At 72.5% G+C, this 16345-nt stretch carries 12 protein-coding genes; 7 read left to right on the top strand and 5 right to left on the bottom strand.

Features of this window, described 5'->3' with window-relative positions:
- Window positions 1–30 precede the first annotated feature (30 nt).
- Complete coding sequence (locus ACIQU4_RS10150; protein ID WP_403727921.1) at window positions 31–1347, top strand: serine hydrolase domain-containing protein; 1317 nt, start codon at window positions 31–33, stop codon at window positions 1345–1347.
- Here the strand turns inward: ACIQU4_RS10150 and ACIQU4_RS10145 are convergent.
- The 4 genes from ACIQU4_RS10145 to ACIQU4_RS10130 form a co-directional block, all read right to left on the bottom strand.
- A complete protein-coding gene (locus ACIQU4_RS10145) occupies window positions 1344–3389 on the bottom strand; it encodes a prolyl oligopeptidase family serine peptidase (protein ID WP_403727919.1) in 2046 nt (681 codons plus the stop codon). The genes ACIQU4_RS10150 and ACIQU4_RS10145 overlap by 4 nt on opposite strands.
- Window positions 3390–3417: 28 nt before the next feature.
- Window positions 3418–4776 (bottom strand): M20/M25/M40 family metallo-hydrolase, encoded by a 1359-nt coding sequence (locus ACIQU4_RS10140; protein ID WP_403727917.1) that lies wholly within the window; start codon window positions 4774–4776, stop codon window positions 3418–3420.
- 1 nt (window position 4777) lies between these two features.
- A complete protein-coding gene (locus ACIQU4_RS10135) occupies window positions 4778–5611 on the bottom strand; it encodes a M55 family metallopeptidase (protein WP_385585889.1) in 834 nt (277 codons plus the stop codon).
- 237 nt (window positions 5612–5848) lie between these two features.
- Window positions 5849–6292: an SRPBCC family protein gene (locus tag ACIQU4_RS10130; RefSeq protein ID WP_053689660.1), complete on the bottom strand. Its 444-nt coding sequence runs from the start codon at window positions 6290–6292 to the stop codon at window positions 5849–5851.
- Window positions 6293–6493: 201 nt separating this feature from the next.
- Between ACIQU4_RS10130 and ACIQU4_RS10125 the strand changes: the two genes are divergently transcribed.
- From ACIQU4_RS10125 to ACIQU4_RS10115, 3 genes are all read left to right on the top strand, one after another.
- A complete protein-coding gene (locus ACIQU4_RS10125; protein WP_403727914.1) occupies window positions 6494–7534 on the top strand; it encodes an Rv2578c family radical SAM protein in 1041 nt (346 codons plus the stop codon).
- 112 nt (window positions 7535–7646) lie between these two features.
- Window positions 7647–9239 (top strand): alpha/beta hydrolase, encoded by a 1593-nt coding sequence (locus ACIQU4_RS10120; RefSeq protein ID WP_403727913.1) that lies wholly within the window; start codon window positions 7647–7649, stop codon window positions 9237–9239.
- Window positions 9240–9347: 108 nt separating this feature from the next.
- On the top strand, window positions 9348–10748 hold the full coding sequence (locus ACIQU4_RS10115) for an acyltransferase family protein (protein WP_403727911.1): 1401 nt from the start codon (window positions 9348–9350) through the stop codon (window positions 10746–10748).
- A gap of 23 nt (window positions 10749–10771) precedes the next feature.
- Here the strand turns inward: ACIQU4_RS10115 and ACIQU4_RS10110 are convergent, their stop codons facing one another.
- Window positions 10772–11368 (bottom strand): adenylosuccinate lyase, encoded by a 597-nt coding sequence (locus tag ACIQU4_RS10110; RefSeq protein ID WP_403727909.1) that lies wholly within the window; start codon window positions 11366–11368, stop codon window positions 10772–10774.
- A gap of 370 nt (window positions 11369–11738) precedes the next feature.
- Here ACIQU4_RS10110 and ACIQU4_RS10105 point away from each other — a divergent pair, with 370 nt between their 5' ends.
- The 3 genes from ACIQU4_RS10105 (at window position 11739) to ccrA (ending at window position 16301) form a co-directional block, all read left to right on the top strand.
- Window positions 11739–13553 carry a 3-hydroxyacyl-CoA dehydrogenase family protein gene (locus tag ACIQU4_RS10105; protein ID WP_403727907.1) on the top strand — a complete coding sequence of 605 codons (1815 nt, stop codon included), beginning with the start codon at window positions 11739–11741 and terminating at the stop codon, window positions 13551–13553.
- Between the two features lie 187 nt (window positions 13554–13740).
- A complete protein-coding gene (locus ACIQU4_RS10100) occupies window positions 13741–14562 on the top strand; it encodes a TetR family transcriptional regulator (RefSeq protein WP_403727905.1) in 822 nt (273 codons plus the stop codon).
- A gap of 401 nt (window positions 14563–14963) precedes the next feature.
- Window positions 14964–16301, top strand: coding sequence for a crotonyl-CoA carboxylase/reductase (ccrA, locus tag ACIQU4_RS10095; protein ID WP_403727904.1), 1338 nt, complete (start codon window positions 14964–14966; stop codon window positions 16299–16301).
- Window positions 16302–16345: the final 44 nt, after the last annotated feature.

Here is a 16345-nt window from a genome sequence, read left to right as displayed (position 1 = left end):
TTTCTACCCAAATCGGGCTGGGGTGAGTGCATGAGGACCTCCCGAACACGTCGGCGTACGGTCTTGCTGGCGCCCTGCGTCGCCCTCCTGATCGCAGGGGGCGGCATTGCGCCCGGCGCGGCGGCCGCCGCCACGGCACGTGCCGACCCGTCGCCCACACCCGCTCCCGCGGCGACGATGACCGCTCCCGCCCCCACCCGTATCCCGCCGCCCCTGAAGCCGATCGAGCCGGCCGCCTTCCAGGCCACCGTCGAGCGCGCGGCGAAGAAGCTGATGGTGCCCGGCGCGGTGGTGCTGCTGCGCACCCCGCAGGGCACCTACCGGGCCGTCGTCGGCACGTCGGAGCTGGGCAAGGCCAGACCGCCGGGCACGAACGACCATTTCCGGATCGCCTCCAACACCAAGACCATGACGGCAGCGCTGATCATGCTCCTCGCCCAGGACGGCAAGCTCCGGCTGAACGACCCGGTTTCCGCGTACGTCCCTGGGGTGCCGAACGGCGCGCACATCACCCTGGCCGAACTGCTGAAGATGCGCAGCGGGCTCTACGACTACACCGCCGCACCCGAACTCGCGGCGACGCTGGACGCCGACCCCGGCAAGGCCTGGACCCCGCAGCAGGCCCTGGCCATCGCCTTCCGGCACCCCCCGAACTTCGCGCCCGACGCGTCCTACGAGTACTCCAACACCAATTACACCCTGTTGGGCCTGGTCGCCGAGAAGGCCGGCGGCCGGCCCCTGGCCCAGCAGTTCCGGGACCGGCTGTTCACCCCGCTGGGGATGAAGGGGACGCTGCTGCCGGCCGCCGACGACCGGTCCCTGCCCGAGCCCGCCGCGCACGGCTACATGTACGGCGGTTCGGTCTACGCCCTGGCCGACGACCCGTACCCCGCCGCGATGCGCGAGGCGGCGCAGTCGGGGAAGCTCCGGCCCGTCGACTACACCCGGCAGAACCCCTCCTACGCCACCGCCGCCGGCGGGGCCGTCTCCACCGCCGACGACCTGGCCACCTGGATCCGGTCCCTGGTGACGGGCAAGGTTCTGGACCCCGCATCCCAACAGCAGTGGTTCCGCGGCCCGCAGGCCGAGGACCCGGCCGCGCACAACGGGCAAAAGTACGGCTACGGCATCACCTACCAGCGCTTCGGCCCGAACTCCTCGATGTATTACCACGGCGGCGAACTCCCGGGCTTCAACTCCTTCATCGGCCACGACCCGGCCAACGACGTCACGCTCGTGATCTGGACGAACCTGACCCTGTCCCCGGACGGCCGCACCACCGCCCAGGCCCTGCTGCCCACCGTGCTCAACCAGATCTACACCGGGCTCAACCTCCCGACCGGCTAGGGCTCTTCGGTGGCGGCGGCCGGGCTCGGCTCCAGGACCAGGCGCGGGACGTCCGTCCGCTCGATGCCGAACACCTGGGCGTACAGGGAGAGTTCCGCCTCCAGCGCACGGATCATGGTCTCCGCCCGCCGGAACCCGTGGCCCTCGCCCTCGAAGGCGACGTACGCGTGCGGTACCGGCCGCCCCCGCAGCGCGGCCAGGAACCGCTCCGCCTGGGCCGGCGGGCAGACCGGGTCCTGAAGTCCCTGCAGCAGTACGAAGGGTGCGGTGATCCGCCCGGCCCGGGCCAGCGGCGAGCGTTCGCGGCACCGTACGGCCAGGGTCTGCGGGGGTCCGGCCAGGCCGTCGATGTAGTGGGACTCCAGGTCGTGGGTCTCCTCCGCGAAGCCCAGCAGGTCCAGCACGGGGTAGATGACCGTCCCGCAGGCGTACAGGTCGGTGGCCGCCAGCGAGGCCGCCGCCGTCCAGCCGCCCGCGCTGCCGCCGCGGATCGCGAGCCGGGCCCGGTCCGCGGTGCCCTCGGCGGCCAGGGCCCGGGCGACCGCCGCGCAGTCCTCCACGTCGACGACGCCCCACTGCTCGCGCAGCCGCTCCCGGTAGGCGCGCCCGTAGCCGCTGGAGCCGCCGTAATTCACTTCGGCCACACCGATGCCGCGCGAGGTGAAGTACGCGATGTGCAGGTCGAGAACGGGCGGTACGTGGTCGGTGGGGCCGCCGTGCGCCCACACCACGTACGGGGGCAGCTCGTCGGCGGGGGCCCGGCGCGCGGGGTGGTGCGGCGGGTAGATGTGGGCGTGGATCTCCCGCCCGCCGGGGCCGAGGAAGGTCCGGCTCTGCGGTTCGGGGTAGTACGAGGGGTCCACCGGGTCCACCCCGGCCGCGCCGACCACCCGTGCGTGCCCGCTGTCGACGTCGAGCTCCACGACCTCGTAGGCGCTGCGCGGGCTGGCCGCGACCCCGTAGACGCGGTTGCCGTACGCGGCGAGGCTCGGCTGCCAGGCCGTCCACGGTCCGGCGGCGTCCACCAGATCGCCGCTCTCCGGGTCGAGGACACCGAGCACGGAGGAGCCCTGGCCGTGCAGGACGGCGACGAGCCCTCCCCCGGGGCCCTCGGCATGGGAGGTGCCCCCGGGGAGCGGGGCCAGCCAGCTCAGCCCGGGTTTCCACAGGGGGCCGCCGAACTCCTCTTCGCGCGGGCAGAGGTTGACGGCCTCGCCGGTCGCGGGATCCACCCGGTACGGGTTCCACCAGCCGCTGCGGTCGCTCACCGCGAGGAGGTCCCCGCCCGAGGTCCACTCCACCTGGGCCACGGACTCCTCGGGTCCGCCGAGTACGGTGCGGGCCCCGGTCAGCGTCCCGTCGGGCTTGATCTCGGCGAGCCGTACCTCGGTGCCGTCCCACGGCATCCGGGGGTGGTCCCACACCAGCCAGGCCGCCTGCAGTCCGTCGGGGGACAGCCGGGGCCCGGTGGTGAACCGGTGCCGGTCGTCGGTGAGTTCGCGTACGAGCGACCGGTCCTCGGCGGCCGAGCCGTCCAGCGGTACGGCGGCCAGCACCCGGCGTACGTCGGTCGGCGCCGGCCCGGTGAACTCCTCCAGCACGCACCAGACTTCGCCGTCGCGCAGAACGGGATCCGCCCAGCGCAGTCCGCCTCCGACCGCGGAGACGGGGGTCAGGGGCCGCGGGGCGCAGCCGCCGTCGGGCGCGTCGGGCTCGTACGCGTACATCCGCTGGTCGGCGAAGTGGACGAACACCAACAGGGGCCCGCCCGAAGGCCGTTCGGTGCCCGCCCAGGGTCGGCCGCCGTACTCGGTGACCCGGCTGCGGACGTTCCACGGGGCCGGCAGCACCGAGGCCTCGGGGCCACCGTCGGCGGGCCGGCGCACCAGGGTGCGGCGGCCGCCCTCGGCCGGGCGGGGCGCGGTCCACCACACCTCGGGGCCGACGGTGCCCACGTACTCGGGGCGCCCGTCGAGCGAGGCGGCGGCGGCCGCGTCCAGGGGCGAGGGCCAGCTGCCGTAGGCCCCGGTCGGCACCGCCATCACCGGCTCACCATCACAGGGTCACCCATCACAGGGTCCGCAGGGCGTGGTCGAGGACGCGTACGCCGAAGTGCAGGGCGTCGACGGGGACCCGCTCGTCCACGCCGTGGAAGAGGGACCAGTAGTCGAAGCCGGGCGGCAGCTTCAGCGGGGAGAAGCCGTATCCGGTGATCCCGAGCCGGGAGAACTGCTTGGCGTCGGTGCCGCCCGCCATGCAGAAGGGCACGACGTGCCCGTCGGGGTCGAAGCGCTCCACGGACTCGCGCAGGATCCCGAACGCCCGCCCGTCCACGGGGGCTTCGAGGGCCACCTCCCGGTGGTGGAACTCCCAGGTGACGTCGGGGCCGGTGAGCTCGTCGAGGGTGGCGATGAACTCCGCCTCGGTGCCGGGCAGCATCCGGCCGTCCACGTACGCGGTGGCCGTGCCCGGGATGACGTTGAGCTTGTAACCGGCGCTGAACATGGTCGGGTTGGTGCTGTTGCGCACGGTCGCCTCGACGAGGAGACCGGCCGGACCGAGCTTGCCGAGGACCGCGTCGAGGTCGAAGCCGCGGGCGCCGGGGTCGACCGACAGGCCCTGGAGAGCCGCGAGCCCGGTGATGCAGGCGGCCACCGTGCCGGTGAGCCGCACGGGCCAGCGGTACTCGCCGATCCGGGCCACGGCGCCGGCGAGCCGGCTGACGGCATTGGCCCGGTTGGGCTTGGAGCCGTGGCCCGCCGTGCCGTGGGCGGTCAACTTCAGCCAGGCGGTGCCGCGTTCACCGGCGGCGATCGGGTAGAGGGCCTGGCCGGGGCCGTTGTGCACGGTGAAGGCGCCGGATTCGCTCAGGCCCTCCGTACAGCCCTCGAAGAGGTGCGCGTACTGGTCGGCGAGGAATCCGGAGCCGTCGACCGCGCTGTCCTCCTCGTCCGCGGTGTAGGCGATCACGATGTCCCGGCGGGGCTTGACACCGGCCCGCGCCCAGGCCCGTACGACGGCCAGCACCATCGCGTCCATGTTCTTCATGTCGACGGCGCCGCGGCCCCAGACCACCCCGTCGCGGATCTCCCCGGAGAAGGGGTCCACGCTCCAGTCGGCGGCCTCGGCGGGCACCACGTCGAGGTGGCCGTGGACGAGGAGGGCCTCGGCGCCGGGGTCGGTGCCCTCGATCCGGGCCACCACGTTGGTGCGGCCGGGCGTGCGCTCCAGCAGGACCGGCTCCAGGCCGGCCGCCGCGAGCCGCTCGGCGACGTACTCGGCGGCGGGGCGCTCGCGGCAGTCGCCGCCGCCCCGGTTCGTGGTGTCGATGCGGATCAGGCCGGAGGTGAACGCGACGGCTTCGTCGAGCGCGACCTGGTCGACCGGGGACTGCTGGTCGGCCGGGGACTCCTGGGTGACTGCGGGCATGTCAGCCATACTGCTCCTCCACGGCTGCCGAGACGACCGTCGTGACCGCCTTGAAGGTCCGGATCCCCTCGTACATCGTCTCGCTGGTGTACGCGACCCTGCGTTCCCCGAAGCGTTCGGCGCCCGGGACGACGGTGGCGGCCATCGCCAGGTGCGCGGCGTCGAACTCCAGCTCCACGGTGTACGGGCCGCCGCGCACGGGATCCCTGCGCACGGCGAGGGCCGCGGCCTCCTTGGCGGCGGCCCGGATGTCGGCGGCGGTACGGGCCGGAGTGCGGCAGACGGCGGCGTAGCGGGAGACGTGGTCCTTGACGGCGACCTTCAGCGCGTCCGGCGCGTAGCCGTCGGCGTCGGCGCAGGTCAGGTCGTCGCCGGTGACGAGGATGACGGGCACTCCGTACTCGGCGACGACGTGCGCGTTCAGCAGCCCCTCGCTCGCGCGGGTCCCGTTCAGCCAGACGCCGGTGATGGAGTTGGCGAGGTAGGTGTGGGCGAGGACTCCCTCGGAGCCGGCGCCGGTGTGGTAGCCGACGAACGCGACGCCGTCGACGTCGCCGTGCTGGACGCCCTCGACCATGGAGAGGGACTTGTGGCGGCCGGTGAGCATCTCGGCCCGCTCGTCGAGCTGTTCGAGCAGCAGGTTCCGCATGGTCCAGTGGGCCTCGTTGATGAGGACCTGGTCGGCGCCGCCGTCGAGGAAGCCGAGGACGGCCGCGTTCACGTCGGAGGTGAACATGGGGCGGCAGCGCTCCCACTGGGGGGTGCCGGGCAGGACGTCGGCGGGCCAGGTGACGCCCGTGGCGCCTTCCATGTCGGCGGAGACGAGGATTTTCATCGGGCCCCCCGGGCGGTCGGCTGCGCACGGCGCGTCCTCGCAGGGCGGCCGACACGGACGAGGACGTCCGCGCAGGCCTCCACGCTGCTCGCGCGCAGAGTTCCAGCCTAGCCTCGTGGGCCCCGCTCCGGGCCGGGGGCACGCCAGGGCCGGGGGCTCACATCGGCCGGGAAATCCACCCGAACCGGTGAGCCGCCCGGCGCCGGCGGCGATGCCGCCGCATGGCAACCGCCTTGCTCAGCCCTCGACTTCGGCGGCCAGGTTGGCCAGCAGGGTGTCGTAGATACGGCCGAGGCCCTTGGGGGCGAAGGTGCGCTCGAAGAAGCCGCCGATGCCGCCGGCGCCGTTCCAGACGGTGGTGACCACGGCCTTGGACTTGCCCTCGCCGGCCGGGGTGACGACCCAGGTGGTGACCATGGTGGAGTTGCGGTCCTTCTCCACGAGCTGGCCGTCGGTCGGCTCGGTGACCTCCAGCAGGCAGTCGCGTACGCGCTTGCTGGTGGCCTGGAGCTTCCAGTGGACGAGGGTGCCCTCGCCGTCGCCGCCCTCGCGCACCTCGTACTCGCTGAAGTGCTCGGGCAGCAGCTTCCCCCGGGTCCCGGTGTAATCCGCCAGCGCGTCGAACACGGTCTCCGCGTCGGCCGCGATGATCCGCTCCGTGGTGGCCTCGACCTGCGCCATAGCTGTTCCTCCAGCAGTTGTGTCCGTCGTCGCGGCAAGCCAACCACCTCCGGGGCAAGCGCCCAAATCCGGGCCGGACGCGGCAGCGCGGGCGGGCGTCCCGGCGCTCTGCCCGGCGGCGGACTCCTCCCGGCCGGCCGCCCGCACGATCATGGGAACATTTGTTCTATTCTCGGGGCCGAGACACCGAGGGAGGCGCTCATGCGCTGGGAAAATCTGACGGGCGGGCCCGGAGCCCCCGATGCGGCGGGAGCGCTCTTCGGCGCCGCCTCCGTCGTCACGCGGACCTTCGACACCCCCGAGTTCCGCGGGATCACCTTCCACGAGGTCCGCGCCCGCTCCGTCCTCAACCGGGTGCCCGGAGCCTCGCGCATGCCGTTCGAGTGGACGGTCAACCCGTACCGCGGCTGCAGCCACGCCTGCGTGTACTGCTTCGCCCGCAAGACCCACAGCTACCTCGACCTCGACACGGGGATCGGCTTCGACTCGCAGATCGTCGTCAAGACCAACGCCCCCGAGCTGCTGCGCCGCGAACTCGCGTCGAGCCGCTGGACCGGCGCGCACGTCGCCATGGGCACCAACGTCGACTGCTACCAGCGCGCCGAGGGCCGCTACCGGCTGATGCCCGGAATCATCGAGGCCCTGCTCGAGCGGGCCAACCCCTTCTCCATCCTGACCAAGGGGACGCTGATCCTGCGCGACCTCCCGCTCCTGCGGCGGGCCGCCGAGGTGGCCGAGGTCGGCATCTCCGTCTCCGTCGGCTTCACCGACACCGCCCTGTGGCGGACCGTCGAGCCCGGCACGCCCTCCCCCGCCGCCCGGCTGGGAGCCGTACGCGCCCTCACCGACGCCGGGATCGAGTGCGGGGTGCTGATGGCCCCGGTGATCCCCTTCCTCGGGGACTCTCCCGAGCAGCTGCGGGCCACCGTCCGGGCCGTCGCCGGGTCCGGGGCGACCTCCGTGACACCCCTGGTACTCCATCTGCGGCCGGGCGCCCGCGAGTGGTTCACGGCGTGGCTGGGGGCCCACCACCCCCATCTCGTCGAACGGTACGAGCGGATGTACGCGGGCGGCTCGTACGCACCCACCTGGTACCAGCGCCAGATCACCCGGCAAGTCCACGAACTCGCCGCCGAATTCGGCATCGGGCCCTCCCGGCGGGGCGCGGCCCGCGCGATCCCCGCCCCCGGACGCCCGGCCGGGGCCGCGCCCGCCGATCCGGTCCAGCTCAGCCTCCTGTGACCTCGTACGGCCCCTGAAGGCTCATCACATCGGGCCAATCAGCGGCCCAATCCCGCCTTCCGGGCACGGTTTCCGGGACGATTCCGCCCAGAACCCTCGGCTGGGAGGCCCCATGCTGCACCCTGCGAAGAAGCGCGGCCCACTGACGAAGCGCGCCGCCGTCCTGCTGTCGGTCGCCACCGCGACCGTGGCCGCCGTCGTCACGAGCCCGGCGGGCGCCGTGCCGGCGGCCGCCGCGCCGGTCGCCGCGCCCGCCGCGCTGCGCTGGACCGGCTGTGCGACCCCGCGCTATCCGACGCTGCAGTGCGCCTCCCTCAAGGTCCCGCTCGACCACGACCACCCGGCCGGGCGGCAGATCTCCCTGGCCCTGACCAGGGTCCCGCACACCGCCGCCACCTCGCAGGGCCCGCTCCTGGTCAACCCCGGCGGCCCCGGCGGCAGCGGCCGGGCCCTGGCCGGGTTCATCGCGTCCGCGCTGCCGAAGGACGTGGCCGCCCAGTACGACGTGATCGGCTTCGACCCCCGCGGCGTCGGCAAGAGCGAGCCCACCCTGGATTGCGGGCCGGGCCACTTCACCCCCGTACGCCCGGACTCCGTACCGCTCGACGCGCAGACCGAGCAGGCCAACCTGGACCGGGTGAAGTCCTTCGCCGAGTCCTGCCAGACCAAGCACGCGGACGTGCTCCCGTACATCGGCACCGTCTCGGCCGCCCGCGACATCGAGGTGCTGCGCGGGGCCCTGGGCGCGGCGAAGCTCAGCTACTTCGGCTACTCGTACGGGACCTACCTGGGCGCGGTGTACGCCAAACTCCACCCGGACCGGGTGCACCGCCTGGTCCTGGACTCCGTGGTCGACCCGGGCGGGGTCTGGTACGAGGACAACCTCGCGCAGGACCAGGCGTTCGACGCCCGGCACAAGTCCTTCCTGGCCTGGGTGGCCCAGTACGACGAGAAGTACGGGCTGGGCACCGACCCGGCGGGGGTCGAGGAGCGCTGGTACGCGATGCGCGACGCCCTGCACAGGGCCCCGGCGGGCGGCAAGGTGGGCCCGGCGGAGCTGGAGGACACGTACATGCCGGGCGGCTACTACGACGGCTACTGGCCGGTCCTCGCCGAGGCCTTCTCGGCGTACGAGGTGGCGAAGGACCCGAAGCCGCTGGTGGCGGCGTACGAGCGGTTCGGGGCGGTGGAGCCGTCCGCGAGCAACGGCTACAGCGTGTACACGGCGGTCCAGTGCCGGGACTCGGCCTGGCCGAAGGACTGGAACCAGTGGCGTGCGGACATGTGGCGCACCCACGCGAAGGCTCCGTTCATGACCTGGAACAACGCCTGGTACAACGCCCCGTGCGCGTTCTGGCGGACGGAGCCGCTGGCGGCGCCGGACGTGAGCAATGCCGGCCTGCCGCCGGCCCTGCTGCTCCAGGCGACGGAGGACGCCGCCACCCCGTTCGAGGGTGCGCTGAGCATGAAGGGGAAGCTGAAGGGCTCGGCGCTGGTGGTCGAGGAGGGCGGCGGCAACCACGGGGTCGCGCTCAGCGGCAACAAGTGCCTGGACGAGAAGGTGGCGGCGTACCTGAGGACGGGCCAGGCCTCGGACGCCACCTGCCCCGCCCCGCCGGCCCCGAAGCCGACCACGTCCACCCGCGCGGTCCCCCCGACCGCCGGCGGCACGGCCCTCCACGGCCTCCTGGGCTTCCGCGGGTAAGGAGCAAACCGCTGCCGTATGTGCCGGTTTGCAGTGTTTCGCCCGCCCCGTCCCCGGCACCTCGGTGAACGGGGACGGGACGCACGGTCATGAGCTAGGGTCCCTGCGGTGAAGAAGCTGATACCCCCGATCGCCCGACGGAAGACCGCCGCGGCCGCGGGCTCCGCCGCCGGCTCCCGGCTCGGCTGGCTGGACGCACTGCGCGGCATGGCCGCCCTGGTCGTGGTCCTGCACCACTTCGACGTGCTGCGGATGCTGCCCTTCGGCGGGGCGGTCTGGCGGAACTTCGACCTCGGCGTGTTCGGGGTCATGCTCTTCTTCATCGTCAGCGGTTACATCATCCCGGCCTCCCTGGAGCGCCGGGGCGACGTCCGCGCCTTCTGGATCGGCCGGCTCTTCCGGATCTACCCGGCCGTCATCGCCGCCTTCGTCGCCGCGATCATGATGCTCCCGGCCGGAGACGGCTCGGTCGCGCTGCTGCGCACCGGCGACAACCTCGCCTCGCTGGTCGCGAACGGCCTGATGCTCCAGGACATGCTGGGCGTCACCAACGGCATGAACGTCACCTGGACGCTCTGCTACGAGATGGTCTTCTACTTCTTCGTCACCGCCCTGTTCACCCGGGGCCTGCACCGGCACAGCGCCCCGATCGCGGTGGCCTTCGCCGGCGCCGCACTGGCGATCGGCACGGCCCTCGCCCCCCAGCTGCTGCTGACGGGGCTCGGCTCGGTCCGGCTGCTCCTGCTGATCGTCACGCCGATCGTCCTCGTGGGCTTCTGGGGCGTGCTCAGCGGCAACCGGAAGGCGACCGCGGCGGGGGCACTGCTGCTCGGCGGACTCGGCCTGGTGCTGATCACGCTGAACAGCCGGGCCGTCGCGTTCGAAACCTTGACGATCTTCGCGACCATGTTCGCCGGCACCGCCGTGTACCGGGCGCAGCACGGCGGGCTCGGCCGGGTCCCGGCTCTGCTCACCTGCGGGTTCGTGGTCACCGCGGGCGTGCTCGTCGGGTGGCTGTACAACCGGAACGGGGTCCAGGAGAGCACCTGGACCTCGGGCTGGCAGGCCTGGTCGCTCTCGTACCTCGCGGCCTGGGTCCTGTTCGGCGTCTGCTTCCTGCTGCGGGGGCGGCGCTTCCCGAAGCCGCTGACCTGGCTCGGCGCGATCAGCTTCTCGATGTACCTGCTGCACTTCCCGCTGCTGCGCACGGTCGGCCCGCCGCTGGGGGTTCCGCCGATGCCGGAGTCGACGCTCGGGAAGATCGCCTGGACGGCGATCTTCCTCACCGTGCTGCTGGCCGCGAGCCACCTGATGTACCGCCTGGTCGAGCTGCCGGCGCAGCGCCTGGGCAAGCGGGTCCAGCGGGCGGCGGACCGCCGCCGCCCGGGCGCCGAGCCCGCTGCGGCCGCCGCGCCCGATGTGGTCCTGGGCCGGCAGCCGGAGGACGCCGCGGGCCGCGAGCCCGTGGCCGCCCACACACCGGGCGGGAAGGCCTCGGCCTCCGGCTGAGCAGGTCAGCGCGGTCAGCGCGGTCAGCGCGGTCTGCGTAGTTTGCGCAGGGCCGCCGTTGCCGCCACCGCGAGGCGGGGGTGGGACTGGGCGCGGGTGAGGACCTCGCGGGCGCGCGGGTCGGCGAGGGCGCCGAGGCCCTCGACGCACGCCAGGGCCACCCGCCAGTACGGCTCGTGCGGGGACAGCAGCCGGGACAGCGTGGCCATCAGGACCGGCGCCGATTCGGGGGCGCGCAGGGTCGTGAGGAGCCGTACGGGCTGCAGGGCGTAGGCCGTGCGCAGGGTGTTGGTGGCCAGGGCCGCCGCCGCGCGGGCGGTGCGCGGGTCCCCCAGGGCGGCGAGCGCCTCGGCGGCGGCCGCGCAGCGCGGCGGGTCCCGGTGGTTGAGGAGCAGCACCAGCGGCTCGAAGGCCCGCCGGTCGCCGGCCAGGCCGAGGCGGTACGCGGCCAGTTCGCGGGCCCACAGGGGCAGGCCCGCGGAGGTCAGGGAGGCGGCCAGCGCGTCGGGGTCCGCCGCGAGCAGTTCCTCGTACCGAGAGGACTCCCCGGACGCGCCGGACTCCCCGGACTCCCCCGACTGCCCGGCTTCCGTTCGCAGGCGCTCCAGCACGTCGTTCACCCGGCCACCCTAGGGCGGCGCGGCCGCCGCCACGCCGGGTTTCCGCAGATGGCTGATCGATGATCGATGATCGGTACATTTGGGCGGTACAGGTCACATCTCCGCGCTCTGGCGCGGCAGTTACCCGCGGGTTACGCTCCTTTCAACGTACGAGGCCGGCCTGGTGACGCAGCCGCCCCGTATCAGTCGGTTCGGTAGCTCCCACGACTCACGTGCATCAGCTACCTCTGCTGCCTTTCGTGTACGGCACGGCCCCGGGACAGGGTCCGCCGTTCTCCGCCCCGTGCTTCCTCACGGGCCGGATCTCCCGCCGCGCGTCGTGCGCCGTGCGGCGCCCTCAGTCGTCACCCTCTTCCACTGGAGTCCCGCGATGGACCTTCCGTCCACGTCCAGTCAGTCCACCGGCCAGTCCGCCTTCCAGACCATCGCCGTCATCGGCCTCGGCACCATGGGCACCGGCATCGCCGAGGTCCTCGCCCAGGCCGGCCGCGAGGTCATCGGCATCGACATCAGCGACGCCGCCACCCGCCGGGCCACCGCCGCCCTCGCGGCCGCCACGGCCCGCTCGGTGGCCCGCGAGCGCCTCACCGAGCAGGAGCGGGAGGGCGTGCTCGCCCGCTTCCGCACCTTCACCGAGCTGACCGCAGCCGCCGACGCCGACCTCGTCATCGAGGTCGTCCCGGAGAGCTACGAGCTCAAGCAGCGCCTCTTCCGCGAGCTCGACGCGATCGTCCGCCCCGACACGATCCTGGCCACCGGCACCAACGCCCTCTCGGTGACCCGGCTCGCAGCCGAGTCGCAGCGCCCCGAGCGCGTCCTCGGCCTGCACTTCTTCAACCCGGCCCCCGCGATGAAGCTGGTCGAGGTGGTCTCCAGCGTCCTCACCGCCCCGCCGGCCGTCGCGGCGGTCACCGCGCTGGCCCGCGAGCTCGGCAAGGAGCCCGTCTCCGTCGGCGACCGCCCCGGCTTCGTCGCGGACGGCCTGCTCTTCGGGTACCTCAACCAGGCCGCCGCGATGTACGAGTCGAAGTACGCCTCCCGCGAGGACATCGACGCGGCGATGCGGCTCGGCTGCGGTCTGCCCATGGGCCCGCTCGCCCTGCTCGACCTGATCGGCGTGGACACCGCCCGGACCGTCCTGGAGGCCATGTACGCCTCCTCCGGCGACCGGCTGCACGCCCCCGCACCGATCCTGGGCCACCTCGCCGAGGCCGGCCTGACCGGGCAGAAGTCCGGGCGCGGCTTCTACACGTACGGGGAGCCGGGCGGCTCCGCGGTCGTCCGGGACGCGCAGACCCCGCTGGACGGGGCCCGGCTCGGCGAGGGCCGCCCGGTCACGAAGGTCGGCGTGGCCGGCTCGGGCACCATGGCGAGCGGTATCGCGCAGGTCTTCGCGCAGGCCGGCTTCGCGGTGGTGCTCGCCGCCCGCAGCCAGGAAAAGGCGGACGCCGCGAAGGCGGCGATCGGCAAGTCCTTGGGCCGTGCGGTGTCCAAGGGCAAGCTGACCGAGGAGAACGCGGCGCAGACGCTGGGCCGGATCACCCCGGCCGGCTCGCTGGACGCCTTCGCCGACGTGGACCTGGCCGTGGAGGCCGTCGCCGAGGACCTGGCGGTCAAGCAGGAGCTGTTCGGGGCCCTCGACAAGATCTGCAGGCCGGGCGCGGTGCTGGCCACCACGACCTCCTCGCTGCCGGTGATCGCGATCGCCCGTGCGACCTCGCGTCCGCAGGACGTGATCGGCATGCACTTCTTCAACCCGGCTCCGGCGATGAAGCTGGTCGAGGTGGTCCGGACCGTCCTGACCTCCGACGACGTGCACGCCACGGTCCGCGAGATCTGCGTCAAGGTGCGCAAGCACCCGGTGGACTGCGGGGACCGGGCCGGCTTCATCGTGAACGCGCTGCTGTTCCCGTACTTGAACAACGCCGTAAAGATGGTCGAGCAGCACTACGCGAGCCTCGACGACATCGACGCGGCGATGAAGCTGGGCGGCGGCTACCCGATGGGGCCCTTCGAGCTCCTCGACGTCGTCGGCCTGGACGTCTCCCTGGCGATCGAGAAGGTGCTCCACAAGGAGTTCCGCGACCCCGGCCTGGCCCCGTCCCCGCTGCTGGAGCATCTGGTGGCGGCGGGCTGCCTGGGCCGCAAGACCGGCCGCGGATTCCGTGAGTACGCCCGCCGGTAACCAGCGCCCCGGCCAGGTGCCCCCAGAGCCGGATGCGTGGGGAGGGTTGCTCGGGCCTGCCGCACCCTCACGGCAGGCGAACCCTCCCGACGAGCACTGTGTGCCCAGTGCCGGCCCTCCCCCGCATCCACCCCCGCACCACCCCCCTCAGGCGCGCTCCCCCGCGCAAATGAAGTACTTTCGCTCTATGTCCCAGCCCGCCAAGACCTCGTCCCGCGCCGCCACGGCCTCCGACAGCACGGAGAGCCCGGCCGGCACCAAGGCGGCCGCCCAGCGTCTCAAGATGCGCCGCGAGCTCGCCGCCGCCGCCATGGAGCTGTTTGCGACCAAGGGGTACGAGGCGACGACGGTCGACGAGATCGCCGCGACCGCGGGGGTGGCGCGCCGGACCTTCTTCCGGCACTTCCGGTCCAAGGAAGAGGCGATCTTCCCGGACCACGACGACACCCTGACCAGGGCCGAGGCGGTGCTGGACGTGGCCCCGGCGCACGAGCACCCGCTCGACACGGTGTGCCGCGGGATCAAGGAAGTCATGAAGATGTACGCCGCGTCACCGGCGGTGTCGGTGGAGCGCTACCGGCTGACCCGCGAGGTGCCGGCGCTGCGGGAGCGGGAGATCGCCTCGGTGGCCCGGTACGAGCGGCTGTTCACGCGCTATCTGCTGGCCCATTTCGACGAGACCGACCACCACGACGGCAATGACGACCCGCTGCTGGCGGAGGTGGCCGCCTCGGCGGTGGTGACGGCCCACAACCACGTGCTGCGGCGCTGGCTGCGGGCGGGGGGCCAGGGGGACGTGGAGGCGCAGCTGGACCACGCCTTCTCGATCGTACGGAAGACCTTCGGCACGGGGATCGGCGCGGGCCGCACCCTGGGCACCGCGCCGGCCCCGGCCGCGCCGGCGGAGGTCCGCACGCAGGGCGAGGTGCTGGTGGCGGTGGCCCGTACGGACGCCCCGCTCGACGAGGTCATGCGGACCATCGAAGAAGCGCTGAGAAACAAGCAGTAGTCACGCACGTCACAGCGGCCGCTCCCGTTCCGGGGGCGGCCGCTTTCGTTTGTCCGACTTGCCCCTACTCACCGGTAACTCTGATCGATCATCGCTCATCTGCGCAGGTCAATAGGCAAATGAGAGAAAGTTTTGGCACGCGGTGCCTTGCTGAGTGACACGGGGTGCCATACGTTGAATCTCGTCCGGATGTCCCCGCGGTCCACGCCCACTCGGCACGAACCGCGCCCCGGATGCCTGCGTCACCAGGCCGCACGCACGCCCCACCACGGGCGTCGCGCCAGCACCACAGCTCCGCCGGACCGACGGCATTCGCAGCACCACAGCACCACCCACACCACACCCGATCCACGCACCCGCGTATCCCTCAGCGCACCCTCAGCGCTCGCCGGAGGCACACCGTGAAGGACATCCTGGACGCGATCCAGTCGCAGGCCGCTACGGCCGCCGACTTCGCGGCCCTGCCGCTCCCCGACTCGTACCGCGCGATCACCGTGCACAAGGACGAGGCGGAGATGTTCGCGGGGCTCACCACCCGTGAGAAGGACCCGCGCAAGTCCCTGCACCTCGACCAGGTCCCGGTGCCGGAGCTCGGCCCGGGCGAGGCCCTGGTGGCCGTCATGGCCTCGTCGGTCAACTACAACTCGGTCTGGACGTCGATCTTCGAGCCGGTGTCGACCTTCAACTTCCTGGAGCGTTACGGCAAGCTCAGCGACCTGAGCAAGCGCCACGACCTCCCGTACCACGTCATCGGCTCCGACCTCGCGGGCGTCGTGCTGCGCACCGGCCCGGGCGTCAACTCCTGGAAGCCGGGCGACGAGGTCGTCGCGCACTGCCTCTCGGTCGAGCTGGAGTCCTCGGACGGCCACAACGACACGATGCTCGACCCCGAGCAGCGCATCTGGGGCTTCGAGACCAACTTCGGCGGGCTGGCGGAGATCGCCCTCGTCAAGTCCAACCAGCTGATGCCGAAGCCCGGCCACCTGAGCTGGGAGGAGGCCGCCTCCCCCGGCCTGGTCAACTCCACCGCCTACCGCCAGCTGGTCTCCCGCAACGGCGCCGGCATGAAGCAGGGCGACAACGTCCTGATCTGGGGCGCCAGCGGCGGACTCGGCTCGTACGCCACCCAGTTCGCGCTGGCCGGCGGCGCCAACCCGATCTGCGTGGTCTCCAGCGCGCAGAAGGCGGACATCTGCCGCGCGATGGGCGCGACCGCGATCATCGACCGCAGCGCCGAGGGCTACAAGTTCTGGAAGGACGAGCACACCCAGGACCCCAAGGAGTGGAAGCGCTTCGGCAAGCGCATCCGCGAGCTGACCGGCGGCGAGGACATCGACATCGTCTTCGAGCACCCCGGCCGGGAGACCTTCGGCGCGAGCGTCTACGTCACGCGCAAGGGCGGCACCATCACCACCTGCGCCTCCACCTCGGGCTACATGCACGAGTACGACAACCGCTACCTGTGGATGTCGCTCAAGCGGATCATCGGCTCGCACTTCGCCAACTACCGCGAGGCGTGGGAGGCCAACCGCCTGATCGCCAAGGGCAAGATCCACCCCACGCTGTCCAAGGTCTACTCCCTGGAGGAGACCGGCCAGGCCGCGTACGACGTCCACCGCAATCTCCACCAGGGCAAGGTCGGCGTCCTGGCGCTGGCCCCCGAGGAGGGCCTGGGCGTGCGCGACCACGAGCTGCGTGCGACGCACCTCGAGGCGATCAACCGCTTCCGCAACATCTGAACCGTCTGAATCGTCTGAGTCGGCTCAAAGGCCATAAGGATCGC

The sequence above is a fragment of the Streptomyces sp. NPDC090741 genome, from assembly GCF_044769045.1.
In the GTDB taxonomy this organism is placed as follows: Bacteria; Actinomycetota; Actinomycetes; order Streptomycetales; family Streptomycetaceae; genus Streptomyces.
The sequence above is the reverse complement of the archived record's forward strand: the minus strand, read 5'-3'. Positions and strand labels throughout refer to the sequence as shown.